Source organism: Pseudomonas sp. F01002 (assembly GCF_004402115.1).
Taxonomy (GTDB): Bacteria; Pseudomonadota; Gammaproteobacteria; order Pseudomonadales; family Pseudomonadaceae; genus Aquipseudomonas; species Aquipseudomonas frigoris.
In genome coordinates this window covers 477,242-500,167 of sequence record NZ_SOPU01000003.1, presented here as the reverse complement: position 1 = coordinate 500,167, position 22,926 = coordinate 477,242, and the positions used below count along the sequence as shown (strand labels likewise).

General features: G+C 58.5%; 17 protein-coding genes. 3 read left to right on the top strand and 14 right to left on the bottom strand.

All coding sequences use genetic code 11. The features are described 5' to 3' along the window. Positions 1–85: 85 nt before the first annotated feature. The 7 genes from astE to E3W21_RS02870 form a co-directional block, all read right to left on the bottom strand. Positions 86–1,096 (bottom strand): succinylglutamate desuccinylase, encoded by a 1,011-nt coding sequence (gene astE / locus E3W21_RS02900; protein WP_134417948.1) that lies wholly within the window; start codon positions 1,094–1,096, stop codon positions 86–88. A gap of 12 nt (positions 1,097–1,108) precedes the next feature. Continuing rightward, positions 1,109–1,396, bottom strand: a complete 288-nt coding sequence (locus E3W21_RS02895) for a hypothetical protein (protein ID WP_033056735.1) — start codon at positions 1,394–1,396, stop codon at positions 1,109–1,111. Positions 1,397–1,416: 20 nt separating this feature from the next. Continuing rightward, positions 1,417–2,763 (bottom strand): N-succinylarginine dihydrolase, encoded by a 1,347-nt coding sequence (gene astB / locus E3W21_RS02890; protein ID WP_134417941.1) that lies wholly within the window; start codon positions 2,761–2,763, stop codon positions 1,417–1,419. A gap of 141 nt (positions 2,764–2,904) precedes the next feature. Continuing rightward, the gene (gene astD, locus E3W21_RS02885; protein WP_166793804.1) at positions 2,905–4,374 is read right to left on the bottom strand and encodes a succinylglutamate-semialdehyde dehydrogenase; all 1,470 of its coding nucleotides are present in this window, start codon (positions 4,372–4,374) and stop codon (positions 2,905–2,907) included. Further along, positions 4,371–5,396: an arginine N-succinyltransferase gene (astA, locus tag E3W21_RS02880; protein ID WP_129437640.1), complete on the bottom strand. Its 1,026-nt coding sequence runs from the start codon at positions 5,394–5,396 to the stop codon at positions 4,371–4,373. Before astA ends, astD begins: the two co-directional genes overlap by 4 nt. Before the next feature lie 83 nt (positions 5,397–5,479). After that, positions 5,480–6,499: an arginine/ornithine succinyltransferase subunit alpha gene (gene aruF, locus E3W21_RS02875; protein ID WP_008154316.1), complete on the bottom strand. Its 1,020-nt coding sequence runs from the start codon at positions 6,497–6,499 to the stop codon at positions 5,480–5,482. A 223-nt stretch (positions 6,500–6,722) separates the two neighbouring features. Further along, complete coding sequence (locus E3W21_RS02870; RefSeq protein ID WP_129437644.1) at positions 6,723–7,943, bottom strand: aspartate aminotransferase family protein; 1,221 nt, start codon at positions 7,941–7,943, stop codon at positions 6,723–6,725. A 287-nt stretch (positions 7,944–8,230) separates the two neighbouring features. Between E3W21_RS02870 and E3W21_RS02865 the strand changes: the two genes are divergently transcribed. Beyond that, complete coding sequence (locus tag E3W21_RS02865) at positions 8,231–13,108, top strand: leucine-rich repeat domain-containing protein (protein ID WP_134417927.1); 4,878 nt, start codon at positions 8,231–8,233, stop codon at positions 13,106–13,108. A 32-nt stretch (positions 13,109–13,140) separates the two neighbouring features. Here the strand turns inward: E3W21_RS02865 and argR are convergent, their stop codons facing one another. The 7 genes from argR to acs all read right to left on the bottom strand — a co-directional run bounded on the left by argR (position 13,141) and on the right by acs (position 21,242). Next, positions 13,141–14,121, bottom strand: a complete 981-nt coding sequence (gene argR, locus E3W21_RS02860) for a transcriptional regulator ArgR (protein ID WP_033056741.1) — start codon at positions 14,119–14,121, stop codon at positions 13,141–13,143. Positions 14,122–14,415: 294 nt separating this feature from the next. Further along, on the bottom strand, positions 14,416–15,180 hold the full coding sequence (locus E3W21_RS02855; RefSeq protein WP_008154324.1) for an ABC transporter ATP-binding protein: 765 nt from the start codon (positions 15,178–15,180) through the stop codon (positions 14,416–14,418). 27 nt (positions 15,181–15,207) lie between these two features. Further along, the gene (locus E3W21_RS02850; protein ID WP_134417920.1) at positions 15,208–16,332 is read right to left on the bottom strand and encodes a M14 family metallopeptidase; all 1,125 of its coding nucleotides are present in this window, start codon (positions 16,330–16,332) and stop codon (positions 15,208–15,210) included. A gap of 1 nt (position 16,333) precedes the next feature. Further along, positions 16,334–17,032 (bottom strand): ABC transporter permease, encoded by a 699-nt coding sequence (locus tag E3W21_RS02845; RefSeq protein ID WP_129437652.1) that lies wholly within the window; start codon positions 17,030–17,032, stop codon positions 16,334–16,336. Beyond that, a complete protein-coding gene (locus E3W21_RS02840) occupies positions 17,029–17,718 on the bottom strand; it encodes an ABC transporter permease (RefSeq protein ID WP_008154330.1) in 690 nt (229 codons plus the stop codon). The genes E3W21_RS02845 and E3W21_RS02840 overlap by 4 nt, the downstream gene beginning before the upstream one ends. Positions 17,719–17,809: 91 nt before the next feature. After that, complete coding sequence (locus tag E3W21_RS02835; RefSeq protein WP_008154331.1) at positions 17,810–18,583, bottom strand: ABC transporter substrate-binding protein; 774 nt, start codon at positions 18,581–18,583, stop codon at positions 17,810–17,812. A gap of 703 nt (positions 18,584–19,286) precedes the next feature. Continuing rightward, positions 19,287–21,242 (bottom strand): acetate--CoA ligase, encoded by a 1,956-nt coding sequence (gene acs / locus E3W21_RS02830; RefSeq protein WP_134417913.1) that lies wholly within the window; start codon positions 21,240–21,242, stop codon positions 19,287–19,289. A gap of 458 nt (positions 21,243–21,700) precedes the next feature. Here acs and E3W21_RS02825 point away from each other — a divergent pair, with 458 nt between their 5' ends. Then, positions 21,701–21,964: a DUF2790 domain-containing protein gene (locus E3W21_RS02825; RefSeq protein ID WP_129437656.1), complete on the top strand. Its 264-nt coding sequence runs from the start codon at positions 21,701–21,703 to the stop codon at positions 21,962–21,964. A gap of 188 nt (positions 21,965–22,152) precedes the next feature. Next, positions 22,153–22,428: a hypothetical protein gene (locus E3W21_RS02820; RefSeq protein WP_134417907.1), complete on the top strand. Its 276-nt coding sequence runs from the start codon at positions 22,153–22,155 to the stop codon at positions 22,426–22,428. Positions 22,429–22,926 lie beyond the last annotated feature (498 nt).

The window sequence follows — 22,926 nt, the reverse complement described above, 5'->3', positions numbered from 1 at the left end:
CATTCAACAATGATGTCGTTTGTTACTCCGCTATCGCGAGCAAGCTCGCTCCCACATGGGTTTTATGCCTGGCTTGAGATCAGGCTCAGGCGAGGTTTTCGTCGGTAGTCGGCACAATCAGGATGCCGGCGCGCAGGCCGTTCTTGACCTTGGGGTTCGGGAAGATGATCCGGGCACCCTCCTCCTCAATGATCCACCGGGTCTGGGCGATGTCTTCGGCCAGCAGGTAACCCACTTCCAACTCCGAAAAGTTCTCGATGTCCGCTGGCAGGTTCAAGCGGAAGCTATCGCTGTGCTTGATGATTTCTCGCGCCACGCTATACAGCTGCAAACCGTCCAGCGCCTCTTCGGTCTGGGCCGGCTCGTTGCCTTCGATGATCTGTTTGAGGCGAGTTTCCAGCAGATCGACGTTGACCCCATCGTTCTGCCCGAATGGCCGCGCCTTGCCCAACTCGAGGGTAAAGGACTCCGCACCGAGCTTGTCGTAGGTATAGGAGCTGAAAACGATGGACGGCTTGTTTTGCAGCAGCACCGCTTCCATGCCGGCGGCACGCAGACGCGCCAGTTCCAGGCGTGAATGCTGACGGCCTTCTTTCCAGGGATACAGCGCGAACTGCTCGATTTTCGAACCGCGAATGGCCGTGTGCAGGTCGTAGTGCAGACGGTTGCGATCCGGCAGGCTGAAGAAACTCGCCGCCAGCCGCTCCAGTTCACAGGCGCGCAGGGCTTCGGAGCCGCTGCTTTGTTCGTGACGGCCGTTGAACAGCCGGTTGACGTCCTGCTCGATGAAACGCTCGCCTTTGCGAATCGCTTCCGGGTTGCCGAACAGGAACAGGATACGTGCGCGCGGTTTCAAATCGCCGCGGGCGAGGTCATGCAACAGGCGATCGAGCAACTCGATCGGCGCTGTTTCGTTGCCATGGATGCCGGCCGATAGCAGCAGGTCCAGGCCGTTGTCGCGAGCTTCAGGTGGCCGGACTTCCAGCGCACCTTCGCTCAACCAGCGCATGCGCACGCCTTCGACAGTCAGTTGAGTCTTCTCCGCCGGTTCGCGGCCGGCGAGGGTCAGTTCAAGCAGTTTGCCGAGGGCGAGCATAGAGCGGTTTCCTTAGTGGTCGTGTGCGCAATCCGGGCCGTGCACGTGGTCTTCGTCACCGACTTCAGCCGGTTCCATTTCCAGTTGCAGACTTACCAGATTAGTCGCCAATGGGCGCAACAGCAGGTTTGCGTACTCAGCGTCACCTTCTTCGACGTCCACGCCGATCAGCAATTGGCCGCGGCCGTCTTGCTGAATCCACAGCTCTTTACCTTGCCACATGACCGCGACGCGGGTGCAGGAAGTTTCCAGTTGCGTGCCGTCGGTGTCTTCAAGGATCAGCTGCAGGGTATCGCTCATGTTTTTTACGCTCTCGACGTTCAATTGATCTGGAATGGATAAACCGCGCCCAGTTTAAGGATTTGTGTCAGTTCATCCAGTGCCGTCCGGCACTCAAGCAGCAATTGCGGGTCCGCGAGATCGTTTTCGGTCATGCGGTCGCGGTAGTGCTTGTCGACCCATTCGGTCAGCGTGCCGTACAACGGTGCCGTCATGATAACCCCTGGGTTGACGGCCGCCAGTTCGGTTTCGTTGAGCGCGACGCGCAGTCGCAGGCAAGCCGGGCCGCCGCCGTTCTGCATGCTCTGCTTCAAATCGAACACTTTCACTTCGCGGATCAGGCCGCCAGAGCTGGTCAACCCTTGCAGGTACTGCCAGACACGCTCGTTGCCTCGGCATTCTTCCGGCACGATCAACAGCATCGAGCCGTCAGGACGCGACAGCAGTTGGCTATTGAACAGGTAGGAACGAACGGCGTCTTCCACGGAGACCGCGGAACGCGGTACGCAGATCGACTGAAATTTCCCACCGACTTTGGCGAGTTTGCTCTGCAATTCGGCCAGCATCTGCTCGGTGTCGAGGAACGCATCCTCGTGATAGAACAAAACTTCGCCGTTACCCACCGCGATCACATCGTTGTGGAACACGCCCTGATCAATCACCGAAGGGTTCTGCTGAGCGTAGACCACGCCGTCATCGCTCAGGCCGTGCAGGCGGGCAACCGCCTGGGAGGCTTCGAGGGTCTGGCGTGCCGGGTATTTCTGCGGTGCAGGGTAACGGGTGTCGAACGCGCTGCGACCGAACACGAAGAACTCGACGCCTGCTTCGCCGTATTCACGGCAGAAACGGGTGTGGTTGGCTGCGCCTTCGTCACCGAACTGCGCCACGGCCGGCAAGGCGGCGTGATGAGCGAAGTGCTTCTGGTCAGCGAACATCGCCCCCAGCACACGACTGGTGGTCGGGTGTTCAATGCTGCGGTGATATTTGCAGTTCAGGTTGGCCGCGGTGAAATGCACACGGCCATCCGCGGTGTCGGCGCTCGGGCTGACGGTGGCGGCGTTGGCCACCCACATGCTCGACGCCGAGCAACTGGCGACCAGCAACGGCATCGCATCTTTAGCCGCCTGCTCGATCACCTGAGCGTCGGTGCCGCTGAAACCCAAACGACGCAGGGCTGCCACATCCGGGCGTTCCTGTGGGGCCAGCACGCCCTGTTGAAAGCCCATTTCCATCAGCGATTTCATTTTCGCCAGGCCTTGCAGCGCGGCTTCCTTCGGGTTCGAAGACTGCTGGCTATTGCTCTGGGACGCGACGTTGCCGTAGGACAAACCGCCGTAGTTATGGGTCGGCCCCACTAGACCGTCAAAATTGACTTCATAGGATTTCATCAGCGAGGCTCCACGAGAATCTGTTGTTATAGGCATCAGGTAACAATTCAGTAAGACCGGGTCGTGGCCTTCGCGGGCAAGCCTCGCTCCCACAGGTTTTGCGCAATCCTTGTGGGAGCGAGCCTGCTCGCGAAAGCGGTCTTACGACATCCGCACGCCCGGGGTTAGCGCGGCTGGCAAGGTCAGGCTTGGCGCTTCCAGCGAAGCAACCGGGTACGCGCAGTAATCTGCCGCGTAGTAGGCGCTGGCGCGGTGGTTGCCCGAGGCGCCGACACCGCCGAATGGCGCGCTGCTCGCAGCACCGGTCAGCTGTTTGTTCCAGTTGACGATGCCAGCACGGCTTTCCAGCCAGAACTGCTGATAACGCGCTTCGGAATCCGACAGCAGACCGGCCGCCAGGCCATAGTCGGTGTCGTTGGCTTCAGCAATCGCCGCCTCAAAATCAGCGTAGCGGATCACTTGCAGCAGCGGGCCGAACAGCTCTTCGTCAGGGCGATCAGCCACTGCCGTGACGTCCAGAATGCCCGGGGTCAGCAAGGCGGCTTGAGCTTGTGGTTGAGTCATTTCCAGCAATGCTACTGCGCCGTTACCCAGCAGATGTTCCTGCGCATCCATCAGTGCTTTCGCAGCGCCGAGGGAAATCACCGAGCCCATGAACGGTGCCGGTTGCTGATCAAACGCGCCGACTTCAATCGTACGGCTGACCGCCACCAGACGCGCCAGCAGCGTGTCGCCCCAGGCGCCCTGCGGCACCAGCAAGCGGCGTGCACAAGTGCAACGCTGACCGGCGGAAATGAATGCCGACTGAATGATGGTGTAAACGGCAGCATCGAGGTCTGCGACCTGATCAACGACCAGCGGGTTGTTACCGCCCATCTCCAGCGCGAGGATCTTGTCCGGACGACCGGCAAACTGTTGATGCAGGTGATTGCCGGTGCGGCTGGAGCCAGTGAAGAACAAACCGTCGATGCCTGGGTTCGCCGCCAGGGCGATACCGGTTTCACGAGCGCCTTGCAGCAGGTTCAACACGCCTGCCGGCAGACCGGCTTCGATCCAGCACTTGACCGTCAGCTCGGCGACTTTCGGCGTCAGCTCGCTGGGTTTGAACAGCACGCTATTACCGGCCAGCAGCGCCGGCACGATGTGACCGTTCGGCAAGTGACCCGGGAAGTTGTAAGGCCCGAACACCGCGACCACACCGTGTGGCTTGTGGCGCAACACGGCGGTGGCGTCGCCCAACGGGCCGCTCTTCTCGCCGGTACGTTCGCGGTAGCTCTGCACCGAGATCGCAATCTTGTTGACCATGCTGGTGACCTCAGTCGCCGCTTCCCACAAAGGTTTGCCGGTTTCCTCACCGATAGTGCGAGCCAGTTCGTCAGCATTGTTCTTCAGCGCGGCGGCAAAGGCCTCCAGCACTGTAATGCGCTCTTCCAGGGTACGCCGGGCCCAGCTCGGGAATGCCTGGCGCGCGGCTTGCACGGCCGATTCAACCTGAGCAGTGGTAGCGCCCTCGCCGGCCCACAGCACTTGCTGGGTGACCGGGTTCAGCGACTGAAAGGCTTCACCCTGGCCGGCCAGCCATTCACCTGCGATGTATAGCGAATTCATTATTTCGACTCCCTGGCAGCGGACAACGGAACGGCGCGCACTTGATCGCCGGCGTTGAGTTGAAGACGTTTGGCAGTCAGTGGATCGACCACCAGCGTACCGGCGGCGAAACGTGCAGGAGCAGCAGTGATCCGGCAGTCTTCGCGCTTGCGGTTATGAATCAGGAACGGAGTGGCGTCGTCACCCGGCGTGCCGATGGCCAGCACCAGCGCCTGGCTGTCGCGCACTGCGCGGATCTTGCCGGTTTCACACTCCACCGCAGGACCGGCGTCGAAGATGTCGACGTAGCCCTGATAGCTGAAACCTTCGCTTTTGAGCATGGCCAACGCCGGCTCGGTGTCCGGATGAACCTGGCCGATCACGTTGCGTGCATCTTCCGACAGGAAGCAGGTGTACAACGGGAATTTCGGCATCAGTTCGGCGATGAAGGCCTTGTTGCCCACGCCGGTCAGGTAGTCAGCCTGGCTGAATTCCATCTTGAAGAAGTGACGCCCCAGACTTTCCCAGAACGACGAACGCCCGGCTTCGTCGGACATGCCGCGCATCTCGGCGATGATCTTGTTGCCGAACAGCTGCGGGAACTCGGCGATGAACAGCATCCGCGCCTTGGCCAGCATGCGACCGTTAAGGCCAGTGCGGTAGTCGGCGTGCAGGAACAGCGAGCACAGCTCGGAATTGCCGGTCAGGTCATTGGCCAGGAACAGCGTTGGAATTTCGCGATAGATGTTCAACTCTTGCGAAGCGCTGACGGTCAGGCCAACCCGGAAGTTGTACCAAGGCTCACGCAGACCGACGGCTCCAGCGATGGCGGAAATACCCACCACGCGGCCGTCATCATCTTCGAGCACGAACAGGTAGTCCGCATCGCCCCGCCCGGCTTCGCCGCGGAAGGTCTTCTCGGCCCAGCCGACCCGATGGGCCAGACGCTCTTCATTGGCCGGCAAGGTGGTCAGGCCGGTGCCGGTGCTGCGGGCCAGGTCGATCAGAGCGGGTAAATCGCTGCTGCGTACGGGACGAACGATCATGCTATCTCCTCAAACGGGCCGCTTGCGCCACCCGTGAAACTTCGCTGCTTTCTAGGCAATTCTCTCTAGGATTAAAGCAGGCGTTAAACCGCCACCAGACGCACGCTGGCACCTTCACCGACGCCCAAGGCTTCGGCCGCTTCAAGATCCAGGGTCACGGGTTTGCCCGGCGCGTAATCGAGCTCAAGCAAAACGGCGCGGTAATCCTGCAACTGGGCGTTGGCCACCAGGTACTGACGACCGGCGCCTTTGACCGGCTCGCCGATTTTCACCGGGACTACCCGGCTCTGAGCGATCGAACGGATCCCCGAGACACGGGCGTGCAGGGTCGGGCCGCCGTCGAAAATGTCGATGTAGTGATCGGTCTCGAAGCCTTCGCGCATCAGTATGTCGAAGGTGATCTGCGCCCGCGGGTGCACCTGGCCCATCGCTTCTTGAGCGGAGTCCGGCAGCAGCGGCACATAGATCGGGTAATGCGGCATCAGCTCGGCCAGGAACGTCCGGCTCTTCAGACCGCACAGACGCTCGGCAGCGGCGTAGTTGAGGTCGAAGAAGTTGCGGCCGATGGCATCCCAGAACGGCGAATCACCATTTTCATCGCTGTAACCGACGATCTCGGTCACCACCGAATCGGCGAAGCGCTCCGGGTGGCTGGCGACGAACAGCAAGCGACCACGGGAGTTGAGTTCCGACCAGGCCGAACCCACCAGCTCCGGCAGCACGTAGAAACTGGTCAGCAAACTGTTGCCGGTCAGGTCGTGGCACTGGGAAAGCACATGGATCTTGTTATGAATCTTCAGCTCGCGAGAAGCGTGCACAAAGGTTTCATTACGGAAGCTGTAGAACGGCTCGGAATAACCGGCCGACGCAACGATGGCCGAGCAGCCCACCAGTTTGCCGGTGGCGGTGTCTTCGAGGACGAAGAAATAGCTCTCTTCACCGTTGAAGCTGACTTCGGCGGCGAACGAGGCTTCGCTTGCTGCGATCTTGTCGCTCAGGCGTTCAACGTCATCCGGCAAGGAAGTGACACCAATCGGGCTGTCCGCAGCCAGACGCTGTACCTCGCCCAGATCAGCCATTTGCGCGGGGCGCATCACCAGCATGGTGTCACTCCTTTCTAAAAATTCTTTGAGGAAAATAAGCCGGGCGAGCATTCAAGCTACTCAGTGTCCAGTGTGGGAGCGGGCTTGCTCGCGAAGGGGCCATAACATTCAACATCAATGCTGAATGTCAGTCCGCCTTCGCGAGCAAGCCCGCTCCCACATTGAATCTGGTCCGGCATAAAAATTGGTTCGACGCCTGAATGATCAGGCGTCGAAGGGCCTATCAGGCTTGAGTCAGTTTGGCTGCGGCGCGTTCGAAACGGTCCAGACCGGCATCGATATCGGCGTCTTCAACCACCAGGCTTGGCGCGAAACGAACCACGTCTGGGCCGGCTTGCAGAATCATCAGGCCTTCTTTTTCAGCGGCGTTGAAGATGTCCTTGGCCTTGCCTTTCCAGGCATCGTTCAGCACGCAACCGATCAACAAGCCCATACCACGGACCTGGGTGAACAGGCCGTACTTCTCGCCGATCTGCTCCAGGCGAGCCTTGAACTTGTCGTGCTTGGCGTTGACGCCGGCCAGTACTTCAGGGGTATTAACCACGTCGATCACAGCTTCAGCGACAGCGCAAGCCAGCGGATTGCCGCCATATGTGGTGCCGTGAGTGCCGACGACCAGGTGTTTGGCCAGGTCTTCGGTGGTCAGCATTGCGGCGATCGGGAAACCACCGCCCAGGCTCTTGGCGCTGGTCAGGATGTCCGGCGTCACGCCGTAATGCTGGTAGGCGAACAGCTTGCCGCTGCGGCCCATGCCGGTTTGCACTTCGTCGAAAATCAGCAGCGCGTTGTGCGCGGTGCACAGTTCACGGGCGCCTTGCAGGTACTCGAGCTCAGCCGGGATCACGCCGCTCTCGCCCTGGATCGGTTCCAGAACCACAGCGCAAGTCTTGTCGGAAATGGCGGCTTTCAGCGCGGCCAGATCGTTGAACGGCACGTGGGTGATACCGGTGATCTTCGGACCGAAGCCATCGGAATACTTCGACTGGCCACCGACGTTCACGGTGAACAGGGTACGACCGTGGAAGCTGTTGAGCGCGGCGATGATTTCGTACTTCTCGCTGCCGAAACGATCGAAACCGACGCGACGGGCCAGCTTGAAGGCGGCCTCGTTGGCTTCGGCGCCGGAGTTGCAGAAGAACGCGCGGTCGGCAAACGTAGCGTCGATCAGCTTATGCGCGAGGCGCAAGGCCGGCTCATTGGTGAAGACGTTGGACACGTGCCACAGCTTGTTCGCCTGCTCGGTCAAGGCAGCGACCAGCGCCGGGTGCGCATGGCCCAATACGTTAACGGCAATCCCGCCGGCGAAGTCGATCAGCTCGCGGCCAGACTGGTCCCAGACGCGGGAGCCGGCGCCACGAACAGGAATGAAAGCGGCAGGCGCGTAGTTGGGAACCATTACCTGGTCGAAATCGGCGCGTTGTACCGCAGCGTGCTCAACGGACATCGGAGTCTCCTGATGAGGAACACTCGCCTGAAACTGGCGAGCGATGGGGGGATTGTAAGGACAGTTTTCAGCCCGGCCTTGCCGCCAAGCGACAACTTCTTATAGCGCAAACCCCGGTTTTTCCCGGGTTTACGGCAATGCGACATATAGGGTCGCAAAGGCGCAGTTTAAACCGCCGGCACAGGTTATAGGCAGGCTTGTCGAACGGTGCGGTAAATATGTACCGCACGGAACCGATCATCGTCTGTTTTGCTGGCGGCTCATCCAAAACGCTAAGGGAATAGCGCATGAGCCGATACGAGAACGATCGCCTTTCCACTACTGGAGGCAGTGAATCCGCTACGCAGCCGGACGATCACTACCATCACCTGTTCAACAATCTGCCAGTCTGGGTATTAGAAGCACCGTCCAGTACGCATAGCGCCCTCAAGAACGCCACGCTTATGACGCCGGACTGGCATGGCACCGCAACACCGCAGCAGCACCAATCGCTGAAAAAGATCAGTCAGGAACACTGGACCCATCGAAATCGTCTGGACTCAATGCTGTCGAAGCTGCAAAGCGCACAAGCCTTTGCCGAACCGCTGCTGAGCGACGCCCTGAAAACCCGGTTTGACCTGGAACTGGACGTCAAAACCACCTTCCTGCGCCTATATATCCCTCAAACCGTGCCGCTTTTCGGAATCAAGACTGGCGCCGCGCGCACCTGGACCGTGTCGATGCTCGACGCCGCCCTGCATAACTTTCAGGAATCGGAAACAGCGGCAGGGGCTTACGAGTTAGCCTCGACGTTCATCACCAAACCTTCGCCCTCAGGGCAGTTCGATACGCTGCCGGCGGTCAAGCAAAAGCTCACTATCCCGGCCTTTACCCGGTTATGCCGGGAACTGGATATCGGCGCCCGGTACAACGCTTACCTCAAAGACAACCTGGGGCCGTCCAACCCGGTGGCCGGCGCGGTGTTGAAATCGAAGGTGATCGGCTCGCACAAAACAGCACTCCAATCTGCGCTGCAATCTGCGCTGCAGATGGCGCAAGTCCGAAAGGATATTTCAGCGGATGCCCATCTCTCGATCCTGCGCATTCTGGAAGGGCGTTCGGGTGCTCGACTGTATGGGCAGCCGCTATATGGTCACGATTTGACAATGATGTCCTCCTCACTGACCGGCATTGTCATTTTCGCGGCGAGCCTGGAGCGCGCACGCACGGCAACACGGATCATTGCCTACATTCCCGATGATCCAGAGCATCCTCTCAAGGAATACCCGAATACATTGGCGTTCATGGCCGAGTTGACCCGCAAACTGCGCTCGCCCGCTTATCAAACGTTCTTCAGTCGCTTCGTCGACCATAAGGAAAGAGGACATTTTTTCGCGGACCTCAACCGTCGCCTCCAGAGCGTGACCTGGCATCAACACCGACAGGGCGACCCACTGCCGAGCTGGCGCGAAACGCCCATCGACAAGCCTGATTTGCGGTTTTCGGCGATCCCGTTCAGAGCGGACCTATGGAACCATCTCTATCAGCGACAGCTGAACAAGATCCTCAACGATGCAAGCACGCTCGCCGTCTCCACCGCCACTGCCGACAGCAACGCGCGATGGGCATTGTGGAATGCCTTCAGCAAAGTGGCCTCGACAATCCTTGAAATCGCGACGTTCGTTGCGTTGCCTTTCGTCCCGTTTCTCGGCGAATTGATGTTGGGCTACATGGCTTACCAGTTACTCGACGAAACCTTCGAAGGCATAGTGGACCTGGCTGAAGGGCTGAAAACAGAAGCGTTCGGGCATCTGATGACGTTCGTCGAAACGGTGGTTCAGGTGGGGACATTTGCGGTGGGCGGCGCCATCGCTGCCCGAACCCTCAGCCGTCTGCTCTCTCGTGAAGCTATTGCGCTTGTCGACCCACTCAAACCCGTCACAACGCCCGAAGGAAAAACCCGCTACTGGAAGCCGGACCTCAAGCCTTACGAACAAGCATTCATTTTGCCCGAAGTCGCAAAACCCGATCACCTCGGCCTCTATCAAAACGAGGGCAAGACGCTGCTGCCACTGGAGGGAAAACTGTATGCCGTGAAGCCCGACCGCGTGCCAGGCACGTTTCAGATTGAGCATCCAAACCGAACTGATGCTTATCAGCCACCTCTGCTGCATAACAACCACGGCGCCTGGCACACAGAACTGGAGCAACCGCTGAACTGGGACCGGGAAAAGGTCATGCGCCGCCTCGGCCACAGCGTCGAGTCGTTCACCAGCGCCGAGCGCGAACAGATCCTGCGGATCAGCGGTTACCACGACAACGTAATGCGCGAAATGCATGTCGAACATTATCGCCCGCCTTCGCTGCTGACAGACACGATCAAGCGCTTCAGGATCAACCGGGACATCGAAACCTTTATCGAACAGATCGGCAGCGACCAGCCCGAGCGCTATCGCAAGGCCGATCTGATCCTGCAACATCAATTACTGAGCAGCTACGACGATTGGCCTGTCGACACGCCAATGCCAGCACCGGAAACCCAAACGCAAGCATTCAGAAAACAAACGGCCGCACTTGCCCTGAAGCATCACAAATCGCTGTTCGATACACGCTATCGCGCGCAGGAGAAAACCGACAACGTGCAGGTCCAGCGACTGCTCGACGACGTGCATGGATTGCCGACCGATGTCGCGCAAGAGCTGGTGAGCAATGCAACCGGGACCGAGTTACGCCAGCTGCACAACGGTCGCGCGCCCCAACGGCTCAAGGAAGCAGCACTAAAAGCCATGGAGGCCGTACGCGCAACCAGAGCCTGTGAAGGCCTTTATTCCGACGTTCTGGACAACACCGACACCCACCGACTGGCCTTGCAAAGCCTGAGTTCCCTGCCCGGTTTTCCCGCCGAGCTGCGTATCGAAGTGAGGGATTATGCCCATGACGGACTTGTGCGCGACAGCATTGGCCAGTCCGATGCACCGATCGTGAAAACACTGGTGCGCGCTGAAGACGGCACTTACCAGGTTTATCAAGACAGCGAATCGGTGCCCGGTGATTTTTATCAGGGACTTTTTCAGGTGCTGCCGCAAGCACAGCGCAATGCGTTGAACCCTTCTATAGCAAACGCTCAGTCACTCAAAGTACGCATCGCCGAACATGCATTGAACCAACCGGCACTGCGCAAGCTGTTCGCAAAAAATCCCCATCGAAAACCGTTCTACGATCCGACAACCATGCGCTTGCCCGGCGGCACAGAGGGTTACAGGCGCAGTTACGCCCCGACGCCATCTCTCAACGACCGGGTTCGCGAGGTTTACCCCAGCCTTTCCGAGGAGGAACTCCAGTCTGTTGTTGTCCAGTTACAAACGCATCCCGATGGCGCACGCACGGAGCTCTCACGCCTGTCCAGCGAGCTCTCGCGACTGCATCAGGATCTGAACACCTGGCTAAACGACTCGCCCACTGTTCACCCGCGAACCCGGGCCCCTCTGAGCGAATTGGAACAACAGGCCGCTCGACACAATCGCAGGCTGCTGGCCCAGGAAATCCAGCGCAGCTGGCGTCGACAATCAGAGCGAGACTTCGATGGCCCGAATGACACGCCGCGCTACACACTCAGATTTGCCGGGCCGATTCTTGGCGATCTACCGACGCTGACGGCCGATTTCCCCCATGTGTCATTGCTGTCCCTTGAAGGCAGCAATGCTGTGCAGGGTGTTCCCGAGTTTCTTCAGCGCTTCAATGGCTTGCGCCACCTCGATTTAAAACGCTTTTCCCTGACCACCCTCCCCGAGGCCATTCCTCGAATGACGGACCTTGATGCGCTGGTGTTAAGCGATTGCGGAATCAGGTTCGACGCAGCCAACTGGGCGAAACTGTCTTCATTGAACAAACTGGTCATGCTGGATCTGCACCAGAACCCGTTCACTATGGTGCCCAGTGTCGAATCCATGCCTGAGCTGGTTTACCTGGACCTGAGCCGTACCGGCCTGACCGACATTCCCGACAGCGTTATTCGCCACCCCAAACTTGATACCGCCAAGCTGCTACACAACAGGATCAGTGAGCTACCGTCGCAATTATTCGAAAGCCCGGTGTACACCAAACGCGCAATACACCTGACGCACAATCCGCTTTCGGATAACGCCCGACAACTGATCAAGCATCACTACTTCGACAGCTCATACGATTTGGGTATCTATGCCCCAGAGGCGGACATCAACCGAGTCAGGGCGCTGTACCCGAACCTGGAGGTCGAACAGGCGAGCGAGTTTGTCTATGAACTGTCAGGCACCCTGGCAGACGGCCGGATCGAGCTGACAAACCTTGAAGCGGAGTTGGCACAACTGAGCAACGACTTGGCGGCATGGACCGCCGACCTTCCGGCCCAACACCCGTTGACGGGCAAACCGTTCACCGCCCAACAACAGCTTGTCGAGCACATGAACCGCGACCAGTTCAAACAGACACTGGAGCAGTGCTGGCGGCATGAAAGCGAACAGGATGATTTCAATGAGGCGCTGGAGCCCACCTATGAACTCGTTTTCAACTCCTACATCAACGGCGACCTGCCTACCCTGAACGCCGACTTCAGTCATGTGACATCGCTGGAGTTACGCAGCGCCGACGGAGCGACCCGCGTCGGGCATTTTCTGGAGTCTTTCCCCAACCTCAAAAGCCTCAGGCTTCGCGCCTGTAATCTGGGCAATATTCCCGATGCGGTGTTCAAGATGGGTCAACTGCGGTCACTGTCGATCCCTGAATGCCGCGTCAGACTGTCAGCGGAATCGGCAAGTGCGCTGGCGGGAATGGAACAGCTCGATTATCTCGATCTGGCCCACAATCCCCTGGGGCAAACGCCTGACCTGAGCCAGATGATGGAGCTCGCGACCGTACTGCTGAATGACACCGGTATCACCGAAATACCGCACGGCCTGCTGCAAATGACAGAGCTGGACTGGGCCGACCTCAGTGGCAACGCCATCACCGAAGTCCCCAGCGACGTACTGGAACTGCCGGTGGAAATCGCTGAAAACATCAGTTTTCGAGGTAATCGGTTTTCCGAAGAGAGCCTGCTACGGCTGATCGGTTACTTCGAGCGGACGGGCATGGACTTTGGCGTGGAAGAGGTGATCAATCGAGGAGAGATGGATATCTCGACTTCTGAAGGCTCCGACATGGAGGAATAAATCAGCCTTCAGCCGGTGGCGTGGTTGCTCTGTCACCCACGCTCCGAGGGCACCGACGACAGTTCGAACGGGCTGCTGCTGCGCCGCTGGTTGCGATCTTCCCGCGGCGTGGCGCCGAAGAAGTTGCGGTAGGCGCTGGAGAAATGCGGCCCTGAGGAGAAGCCACACGACAGGCCGATCTGGATGATCGACTTGCTGGTTTGCATCAACATTTGCCGGGCCTTGTTCAGGCGCAGTTCCAGGTAATATTGGCTCGGCACACGGTTGAGGTATTGCTTGAAGATCCGCTCCAGCTGCCGACGGGACACGCACACATGCTGGGCGATTTCGTCGGTGGTCAGCGGCTCTTCGATGTTGGCTTCCATCAGCAGCACGGCTTGCGTGAGCTTCGGATGGCTGGAACCGAGACGATTCTGCAGCGGAATGCGTTGGCGTTCGCCACCCTCGCGGATGCGCTCGACCACCAACTCTTCGGATACCGCACCGGCCAGCTCGGCGCCGTGGTCGCGGGCCAGCACGGCCAGCAACAAATCGAGTACCGACAGGCCGCCGCACGCTGTCAGACGATCGCGATCCCAGTCGAACAGATGGCTGGTAGCAATGACTTTCGGGAAGCGTTCGGTGAAATCGTCCTGCCAGCGCCAATGCACGGCAGCGCGATAACCGTCGAGCAAACCCAGTTGGGCCAGCGGGTAAACACCGGCCGACAAACCGCCAATGACACAACCGGCTCGCACCAGTTGTTTCAACGAACTGCTGAGCGCCGGCGCGAGTGTGGTCGGTGGCTCATCGGCGAGTAAAAACAGTTTCTGGAAGTTCTCGAGCTTGCCGGCCCACGGCTCACCCGGCAATTGCCAGGCGCCTTCGGTCGGCGGTTCGGCCTGCAAAAACGACAGTTCGTAGACAACGTCCGGATGCACACGCTGGGCAACACGCAAGGCCTCCTCAGCCAGCGCAAGCGTTAGTGCTTTAGTGCTGGGCCAAATCAGGAAACCAATTCGATGGGCAGTCATGGCGGGCAATCCGAAACGAAAACAGTGTTAAAGGCATGGGCCAATGCTAGCCCGTAAATGAACGCATATCTCGGAACCGGTAGAGATCAAATGTGGGAGCGGGCTTGTCGCCCCCCCTGTAGGAGCTGTCGAGTGAAACGAGGCTGCGATCTTTTGATTTGCAAAATCAAGATCAAAAGATCGCAGCCTTCGGCAGCTCCTACTGGGGGGCGGCAAGCCCGCTCCCACAAGGGATCGGGGCCAGCCTCTAGATTGCGAAGCATGCACTATCCCGGTGCGCAACGGGAGATCGGTTTACTTGAGGCTACCCGAGAGGAATTGTTGCAAACGTTCGGACTGTGGATTGACCAGCACCTCACGCGGGTTGCCGCTTTCTTCGACGACACCTTTGTGCAGGAACACCAGTTGATTCGACACTTCACGGGCGAAGCCCATTTCGTGCGTCACCACCACCATGGTCCGGCCTTCCAGCGCCAGGGCCTGCATGACTTTCAGCACGTCGCCAACCAGTTCTGGGTCGAGTGCCGATGTCGGTTCGTCGAACAGCATCACCTCGGGTTCCATCGCCAGCGCACGAGCAATCGCCACACGCTGCTGCTCGCCGCCGGACATGTGGCCCGGGTAGGCGTCTTTGCGATGGGCCACACCGACCTTGTTCAGGTAGTGCTCGGCTTTTTCACGGGCTTCAGCCTTGGACATGCCGAGCACGTGGACCGGCGCTTCCATGATGTTTTCCAGCGCGGTCATGTGCGACCACAGGTTGAAATGCTGGAACACCATCGACAGGCGCGAACGCATGCGTTGCAGCTGTTTCGGGTCGGCCGCCTTCAGCGCGCCGTCCTTGTTGGCGACCAGTTTCAGCTCTTCGTTGTTGAGCAGAATCTTGCCCGCGTGCGGCTGCTCCAGCAGGTTGATGCAGCGCAGGAAAGTACTTTTGCCGGAGCCACTGGAGCCGATGATGCTGATCACATCGCCAGCCGCCGCTTTCAGGGACACGCCCTTGAGCACTTCGTGACTGCCATAGCGTTTATGCAGGTCTTGGACTTCAAGTTTGTACATGCGGTCGGTTCTCACAAAAACAGTCAGTCAGTCGTTGAGCAAGCGCCCGTGACGCAGCGCTTCGCGCCCCGCCACCTTGGCCAGCCAGAAACCGGGTTGGGCATAACGCAGCCGTTCAATGGCAAACAGCACCCCGGACGTACCAGCACACACCGTGCTGACCCGATCCGATAACGGATCGATCACTTCGAAAATCTCATCGCCGGCTTCAATCCATTCACCGGGTTTACGCAAGAAACTGATCACGCCAGGGTGTGGCGCAAACAGTAATTCGGTGCCTTCGAACGGCATGCCTTCGCAAGCATCTTGCGCAGGTTTTGGCCATTCGCCGCTGATCAGGCCTTGCTCGGCGAGGAACGCCAGAATGCCTTCGGCGTAAGCCATCGCTTCTGGGCGACCGGTATCGGCCTGACCACCTAATTCAATGGTAGTCGCCAGGCAGGCCAAGGGAATCTGCGCATCAGGAAACAGACGCGACAGACGCAACCACGGCAGCGAGCACGCTTCGTCAAACGAACTGCCGCCAGAATCTTCCGCCAGCAGCCCCACCTTTACGTTCAAGTGCGCGGCCAACGAACGCCATTGCGGCCAGTGTTGCGGCAAGGCGTACATGTGCAGCGCCGCTTCGGCATCGCAATGCAGATCAAGCACCACGTCAGCGGTGCAGGCATGACTGAGCAAAATGCGCTGCATGCCTTGCAACTGACTTGTAGGCTGCGGCAATGCAGCCAGCGCATCACTCATGGTCTGACGGATCAGCTGAATATTGGCGTGCGGATCATCACCCAAGTGCCCTTCCAGCTCGGCGGCCACTGGCGCGCTCAGCTCGACGAAATCCCGGTTGAAGTTCTTGCCGCTGCCCGCCTCAAAACGCCCTTGATGACTGCCCTGAAACAGTTGGCCGAGGCCCAGTGGATTGGCCACCGGCACCAGTTCGATCACACCGTTGAGCAAGCCTTGGGCTTCAAGTTCGGTCAGGCGCTTTTTCAGCTCCCAGGCCGTGCGCATCCCCGGCAGTTCATCGGCGTGCAGGCTGGCCTGGATGTAGGCCTTGCGCCCGCCACTGCGCTCCTTATTGCCGAAACAGAACACCGAAATCTGGCGTTCGCTGCCCAAGTGGCTCCACGGCAATGAATGATCGATGCGTTCCATATCAGTGCTTCCGCGGGGCCAGATAGCCCAGCCAGCGGCGCTCGGCCAGTTTGAACATCCGCACCAGAATGAAGGTCAGGCACAGGTAGAACACGCCGGCGGTGATGTAGGCTTCGAACGGCAGGTAGAACTGCGCGTTGACCGTACGCGCGGCACCGGTGATGTCGATCAGAGTCACGATGGACGCCAGACTGGTGGTCTGCAGCATCATGATCACTTCGTTGCTGTACTGCGGCAGTGCCCGGCGCAAGGCCGACGGCAGCAAGATGCGCTTGTACATCTTGTAGCGCGACATGCCCATCGCCTTGGCCGCTTCGATCTCACCGTTCGGCGTGGCCCGCAGGCTGCCGGCGATGATTTCAGCGGTGTAGGCGCTGGTATTGATCGCGAAGGCCAGACACGCACAGAACGTCGCGCTGGACAGCCACGGCCAGAGGAAGCTTTCACGTACCGCTTCGAACTGCGCCAGACCGTAGTAGATCAAGAACAGCTGCACCAGCATCGGTGTGCCGCGGATCACGTAGGTATAGAGCCAGGCGCTCATGTTGACGGCCGCGTTTTTTGAGACGCGCATCAAGCCCAGCGGCAAGGCGCACAGCAGACCGAAAAACAGCGACAGCCCGAGCAATTTGAGGGTGGTCACCAGGCCGCCGAAGTACAACGGCAGGGCCTCCCAAATGACGTTGTAGTCGAAGATCATAGATCAGCCGCCCTTACGCCTACCGAGTAGCGCTTCTCAAGGTGACGCAATGCCAGCAACGAGACGCTGGTGATCACCAGGTACATTGCCGCCACTGCGAGGAAGAAGGTGAAAGGCTCGCGGGTGGCATCTGCCGCCTGCTTGGCCTTGAACATCATGTCTTGCAGCCCCACCACCGAAATCAGCGCGGTGGCCTTGGTCAGTACCAGCCAGTTGTTGGTGAAACCCGGAATCGCCAGGCGAATCATCTGCGGCACCAACACCCGGAAGAACACCTGAAAGCTGCTCATGCCGTACGCCATGCCGGCTTCTGCCTGACCTTTCGGGATCGCCATGAAGGCGCCACGGAAGGTTTCCGACAGGTACGCACCGAAGATGAAGCCCAGGGTGCCGATACCGGCGGCCAACGGGTTCAGGTCGATGTAGTCGTCAAAACCGAGCATTGGCGCGACGCGATTGAGCAGGTCCTGACCGCCGTAGAAAATCAGCAGGATCAGCACCAGGTCGGGAATACCGCGGATCACCGTGGAATACAGGTCGCCCAACCAGGCCAGCCAGCGAATCGGGGACAGACGCAGCGCAACGCCGATCAGACCCAGAACAATGGCCAAGACCATGGACGACAAGGCGAGCTGAAGCGTCAGCCATGCGCCATCGAGGATGACAGCCCCGTAGCCTTTCAACATGATTCAGGTCCTCGAAAAGGGGGATGAAAAAATGGCGCAAACCTCAGAGATCCTGTTGCTTGCGCCATTTCGGACTTGTCGCCGGGACGTGTTACTTGCCGTAGATATCGAAGGCGAAGTATTTGTCCTGGATTTGCTTGTACTTGCCGTTCTCGCGAATGGCGGTGATCGCGGTGTTGATCTTGTCTTTCAGCGCGTCGCCCTTGCGAACTGCGATACCTACACCGTCGCCGAAGTATTTGACGTCGGTGAACGCCGGGCCAACGAAGGCGAAACCTTTGCCGGCGTCGGTTTTCAGGAAACCGTCATCCAGCAGCGTAGCGTCTGCCACGGTGCCGTCGAGGCGGCCAGCGGCGACGTCGAGGTAAATTTCGTTCTGCGAACCGTAAGGCTTGATCTCGGCACCCAGCGGGGCCAGGACTTCGCGGGCGAAACGCTCGTGGATCGAACCACGTTGCACGCCAATGTTCTTGCCCTTGAGCTCAGCCAGACTGTCGCTGACTGGAGTGCCGGCCTTCATGACCAGGCGAGCCGGGGTGTTGTAGTACTTGTTGGTGAAGTCCACGGACTTCTTGCGATCTTCAGTGATCGACATGGACGACAGGATCGCGTCGATCTTGCGCACTTTGAGTGCCGGGATCAGACCGTCGAACTCTTGCTCGACCCAAACGCACTTGACCTTCATCTCTTCGCACAGAGCGTTGCCGATGTCGTAGTCGAAACCAACGATGCTGCCGTCCGGCGCTTTAGAAGCGAACGGAGGGTAAGCCGCTTCGATACCAATTTTCAGAGGCTTTTCATCGGCGAAAGTCGGCAGGGACAGCACGGACAGTGCCAGGGCGCCAAGCAGCACGAGTTTCTTCATCTTGGGACTCCATCGGTAAAGGGCTAAAACGGCAGAGTGAGCGATAGCCCAATATGCGAATGAGTGGAACCGCAAAGCGGTGCTGCGTCGTAGGAATCGCGCGCTTTTTTCAACGCGAGCAACAACGAGCGAGTGATCGGCATTCTAACGACAGGCCCGAAGCCGATATTTCTTCAATGCGACAACTAATTACAGAAGCACCGAGAAAGCCGCTTGGGCGCGTTGACAGCCTTGCAAATTCATGCAAGAGCAAAAGACAGTGAACCGATCTATATTGCAAATTGCGGGCCTATTATTGGCAAACCCTTCTAATCCGGCAAGCGTAGCGTTGTGTCTTATTTTTTGCAGGGACTGAGGAGGCCCGATGATGGGGCTTTGCGTTTCCCAATGCCCCGTATCGGAGCGCGCGGTTACACATTCAGTTACTTGAAAGGTGATGGGTAACAGTGGGAAATCACCTACAGGCGAAGCCGATAATTATTGGCAGTTGTTTATGTGGCGTCTGACAGATCGCCTTCGCGAGCAAGCCCGCTCCCACATTGGATCTGCTTCTGGCACAAATTCTCTGCTCACTGGAGATCTAGTGTGGGAGCGGGCTTGCTCGCGAAGAGGCCCGCCCAAGCAACGGAAAATCCAAACCTGATCGACATAAAAAAACCCCACCAGGCTCAACACCTGGCGGGGTTTAGATGACTCGGAACGCTTACGCGACGTTCATGATCTTGTGCTCATCAATCAAATGCTGCACCACACCCGGATCCGCCAAGGTGGAGATATCCCCCAACCCATCGTATTCGGCCGTGGCAATCTTGCGCAGGATACGGCGCATGATTTTGCCCGAACGCGTTTTCGGCAGACCCGGCGCCCACTGGATGACATCCGGCGAGGCAATCGGGCCAATCTCTTTGCGTACCCAGTTTTTCAGCTCAAGTCGCAGCTGCTCGCTCGGCTCTTCGCCACCGATCAACGTGACATAGACATAGATGCCCTGCCCTTTGATGTCGTGCGGCACACCGACCACGGCTGCTTCGGCGACTTTCGGGTGGGCGACCATCGCGCTTTCAATCTCGGCGGTCCCCATGCGGTGGCCGGACACGTTGAGCACGTCATCCACGCGACCGGTAATCCAGTAGTAACCGTCTTCGTCACGACGCGCACCGTCACCGGTGAAGTACATGCCGCGGAACGTCTTGAAGTAGGTATCGACGAAGCGGTCATGGTCGCCATACAGCGTGCGCGCCTGGCCTGGCCACGAATCGAGAATCACCAGGTTACCCTCGGCAACGCCTTCGATGATGTTACCCAGGTTATCCACCAACGCCGGCACCACGCCGAAGAACGGACGTGCAGCAGAACCCGGTTTGAGCGCGTGCGCACCCGGCAGCGGGCTCATCAGGGTCGCGCCGGTTTCGGTCTGCCACCAGGTGTCGACGATCGGGCAACGGGATTGGCCGACGTTCTTGTAGTACCAGTCCCACGCTTCCGGGTTGATCGGCTCACCGACCGAACCCAACAAACGCAAACTGCTGCCATCGAAGCCTTCAACGGCAGCCTTGCCCGACGCCATCATCGCGCGGATTGCGGTGGGGGCGGTGTAGAGAATGTTGACCTTATGTTTGTCGACGATTTTCGCCACCCGGGTGATGTCCGGGTAGTTCGGCACGCCTTCGAACAGCAAGGTGGTCGCGCCATTGGCCAGTGGTCCATAGACAATATAGGTGTGGCCAGTGACCCAACCGACGTCGGCGGTGCACCAGTAGACTTCGCCCGGACGGTAGTCGAACACGCGCTCGTGGGTCATCGCCGCGTACAACAGATAGCCGGCGGTGGTGTGCTGTACACCCTTCGGCTTACCGGTCGAACCGGAGGTATAAAGGATGAACAGCGCTTCTTCAGCACCCATTTCTTTCGGCGCGCACACCGTGCCTGCCACTTTCATCAGGTCTTCGTACCAGATGTCGCGATGCTGGTTCCACTTGATGTCGCCACCGGTGCGCTTGCACACGATGACTTTCTGAATGCTGCTGGTTTCCGGGTTGGTCAGCGCGTCGTCGACGTTGGACTTGAGCGGGATCTTCTTACCGGCACGAATGCCTTCATCAGCAGTGATCACCACTTTGGATTTGCAGTCGATGATCCGGCCCGCCAGGGCTTCCGGCGAGAAACCACCGAACACCACCGAGTGAATCGCGCCAATCCGGGTACACGCCAGCATGGCGACCACGGCTTCGGGGATCATCGGCATATAGATAGTCACCACGTCGCCGCGGTGCACATCCTGGCCGCGCAGGGCGTTGGCGAACTTGCAGACTTGTTCGTGCAGCTCACGGTAGGTGATGTTGCGGCTTTCGGCAGGGTCATCCCCTTCCCAAATGATCGCGATTTGATCGCCGCGTTCGGCCAGATGACGGTCGAGGCAGTTGTAGGAAACGTTCAGGGTGCCGTCGGCGAACCATTTGATGTCGACATGGTGATCGTCGAAGGAAGTCTGTTTCACCGTGGTGAAAGGCTTGATCCAGTCGAGGCGCTTGGCTTGCTCGCGCCAGAAGCCGTCCGGGTTAACGACGGACTGCTGGTACATGGCCTTGTAGGTCGCCTCATCAGTCAGCGTGTTGGCCGCAACCTCGGGACGAACGGGATACAGAGAAGCCGCACTCATCTTTGTTACCTCGGTGGAATAGTTGTTTTTGTATGACCCAGTTGTAGCCGGGCCGGGCCTATAGAACCATTCGACGATGGTAGTAACAAGCCCCTACTAAATGTCGTGACTATTCCCACAGGTTTTGTGCAAACGCTCTATTCCGGCCACCAATGCCCAATGTAGGAGCTGCCGAAGGCTGCGATCTTTTGATCTTCGAGGACCGCCAAGATCAAAAGATCGCAGCCTGCGGCAGCTCCTACAGGGATTGTTACGAAATTCGCCAAAGGTGTTTATCAAAAGCACACCTATATGAATGTAAACCCCACGCCTAAAATCAGCCTCGCCAACCAGACAACGTGATTAACCAAGTTGCAGCCCCCACGAAGGCAGTTAATCCAAAACCTAGTACTTAAGTTCCACACGCAACCCCAAAAAGGTTGCGTGACCCCACTCGACCTCTAAAAGGTAAATTTGAAATGAAAGCTTTATTAGTTCTGGCCCTCAGCAGCCTGTGCGCAACCGCCATGGCAGACGAGGTCCCGACTGATGTCGCACAGCAGCAACCCGCCATCGAGGAATACACTTACTCCACTCACCTGGACATCGCCAAAGTTGTATCGATGAGCGAAATCCCGAATGTGTGTGAAGTTGTTCCAGCAACAATGGAATACGACGACTCCAAAGGCCAACGCCACATTCTGCGCTACAGCGTTATGGGTAACGGCTGCTCTAACGGCTAATCAGCCGCTGTCACCTTCCCAAGGTTCGACCCACCCGCCCGCTATTAAGGCAGATGAAGCGCCGAACCTTATATATCGATTTATACGATTTATTTAAGCGTTTATTTGCGCTTTTTAATCGAATTACCTGGCGTAGTATGAATTCCACACCCAAGGCACAAAACGCCAACGAACCTGGAGCCACTACCATGAAAACCAAACTGATCCTCGCCCTGACCCTCTCTGTCCTGGCCGCTAACACCTTCGCCGCTGACGGCTACGACCGCACTGGCTCGGCTGCTTACAGCACGCAAGCGGCTGTCGCTTCTGATGGTTACGACCATACCGGGTCGGCGTCTTTCGCCTCCGATGGCTCCGACCACACGGGCGCTGCCAAACTCGCTTCTGACGGTTTTGATCACACCGGCGCCGCCAAACTGGCTGCCGATGGCGCAGATCACGTTGGTGCCGCTCGCTTCAGCTGATCATCAAGCGTGACTTTACAGCCCGACTTCGGTCGGGCTTAGTTGTGTCTGGAGCCATCGAAAACCGACTCAAAACACAACATGTAGTGAAAAAGGCGGTTTTCTGGCTGTTTTTTGAACAAAAAAATTGCCCGCCAAAATTTATGAAAAAAAATCTGCACCCGCGACATCCGGCCAAAGCCCTGTAAACCCTCGCTCCGACCGAAAAACCCTCCTTCTCGACCGCTCCATGCGCGGATTCGCCCCACCACGGCCGCAAAAATTTCCCTATAATGCCGGCTTAAACGGGCCTGCAATATTCCCTTACAGGGATAACAGCCAGTCTGAAGCCCACGCCGAAGTCTTCACCGATTTCGGCGCCCGTCAGAGGCTCTCGGAACCCCGTACAAAATTATGTTTATTTGCCTGCGTGTACCGCTGCAAAAAACGCTATCCAACGCGGCCAGTACGGTCGTGTGAAAAACCAACCAATCAGTTTTCACACGGGCATCTGGCCCT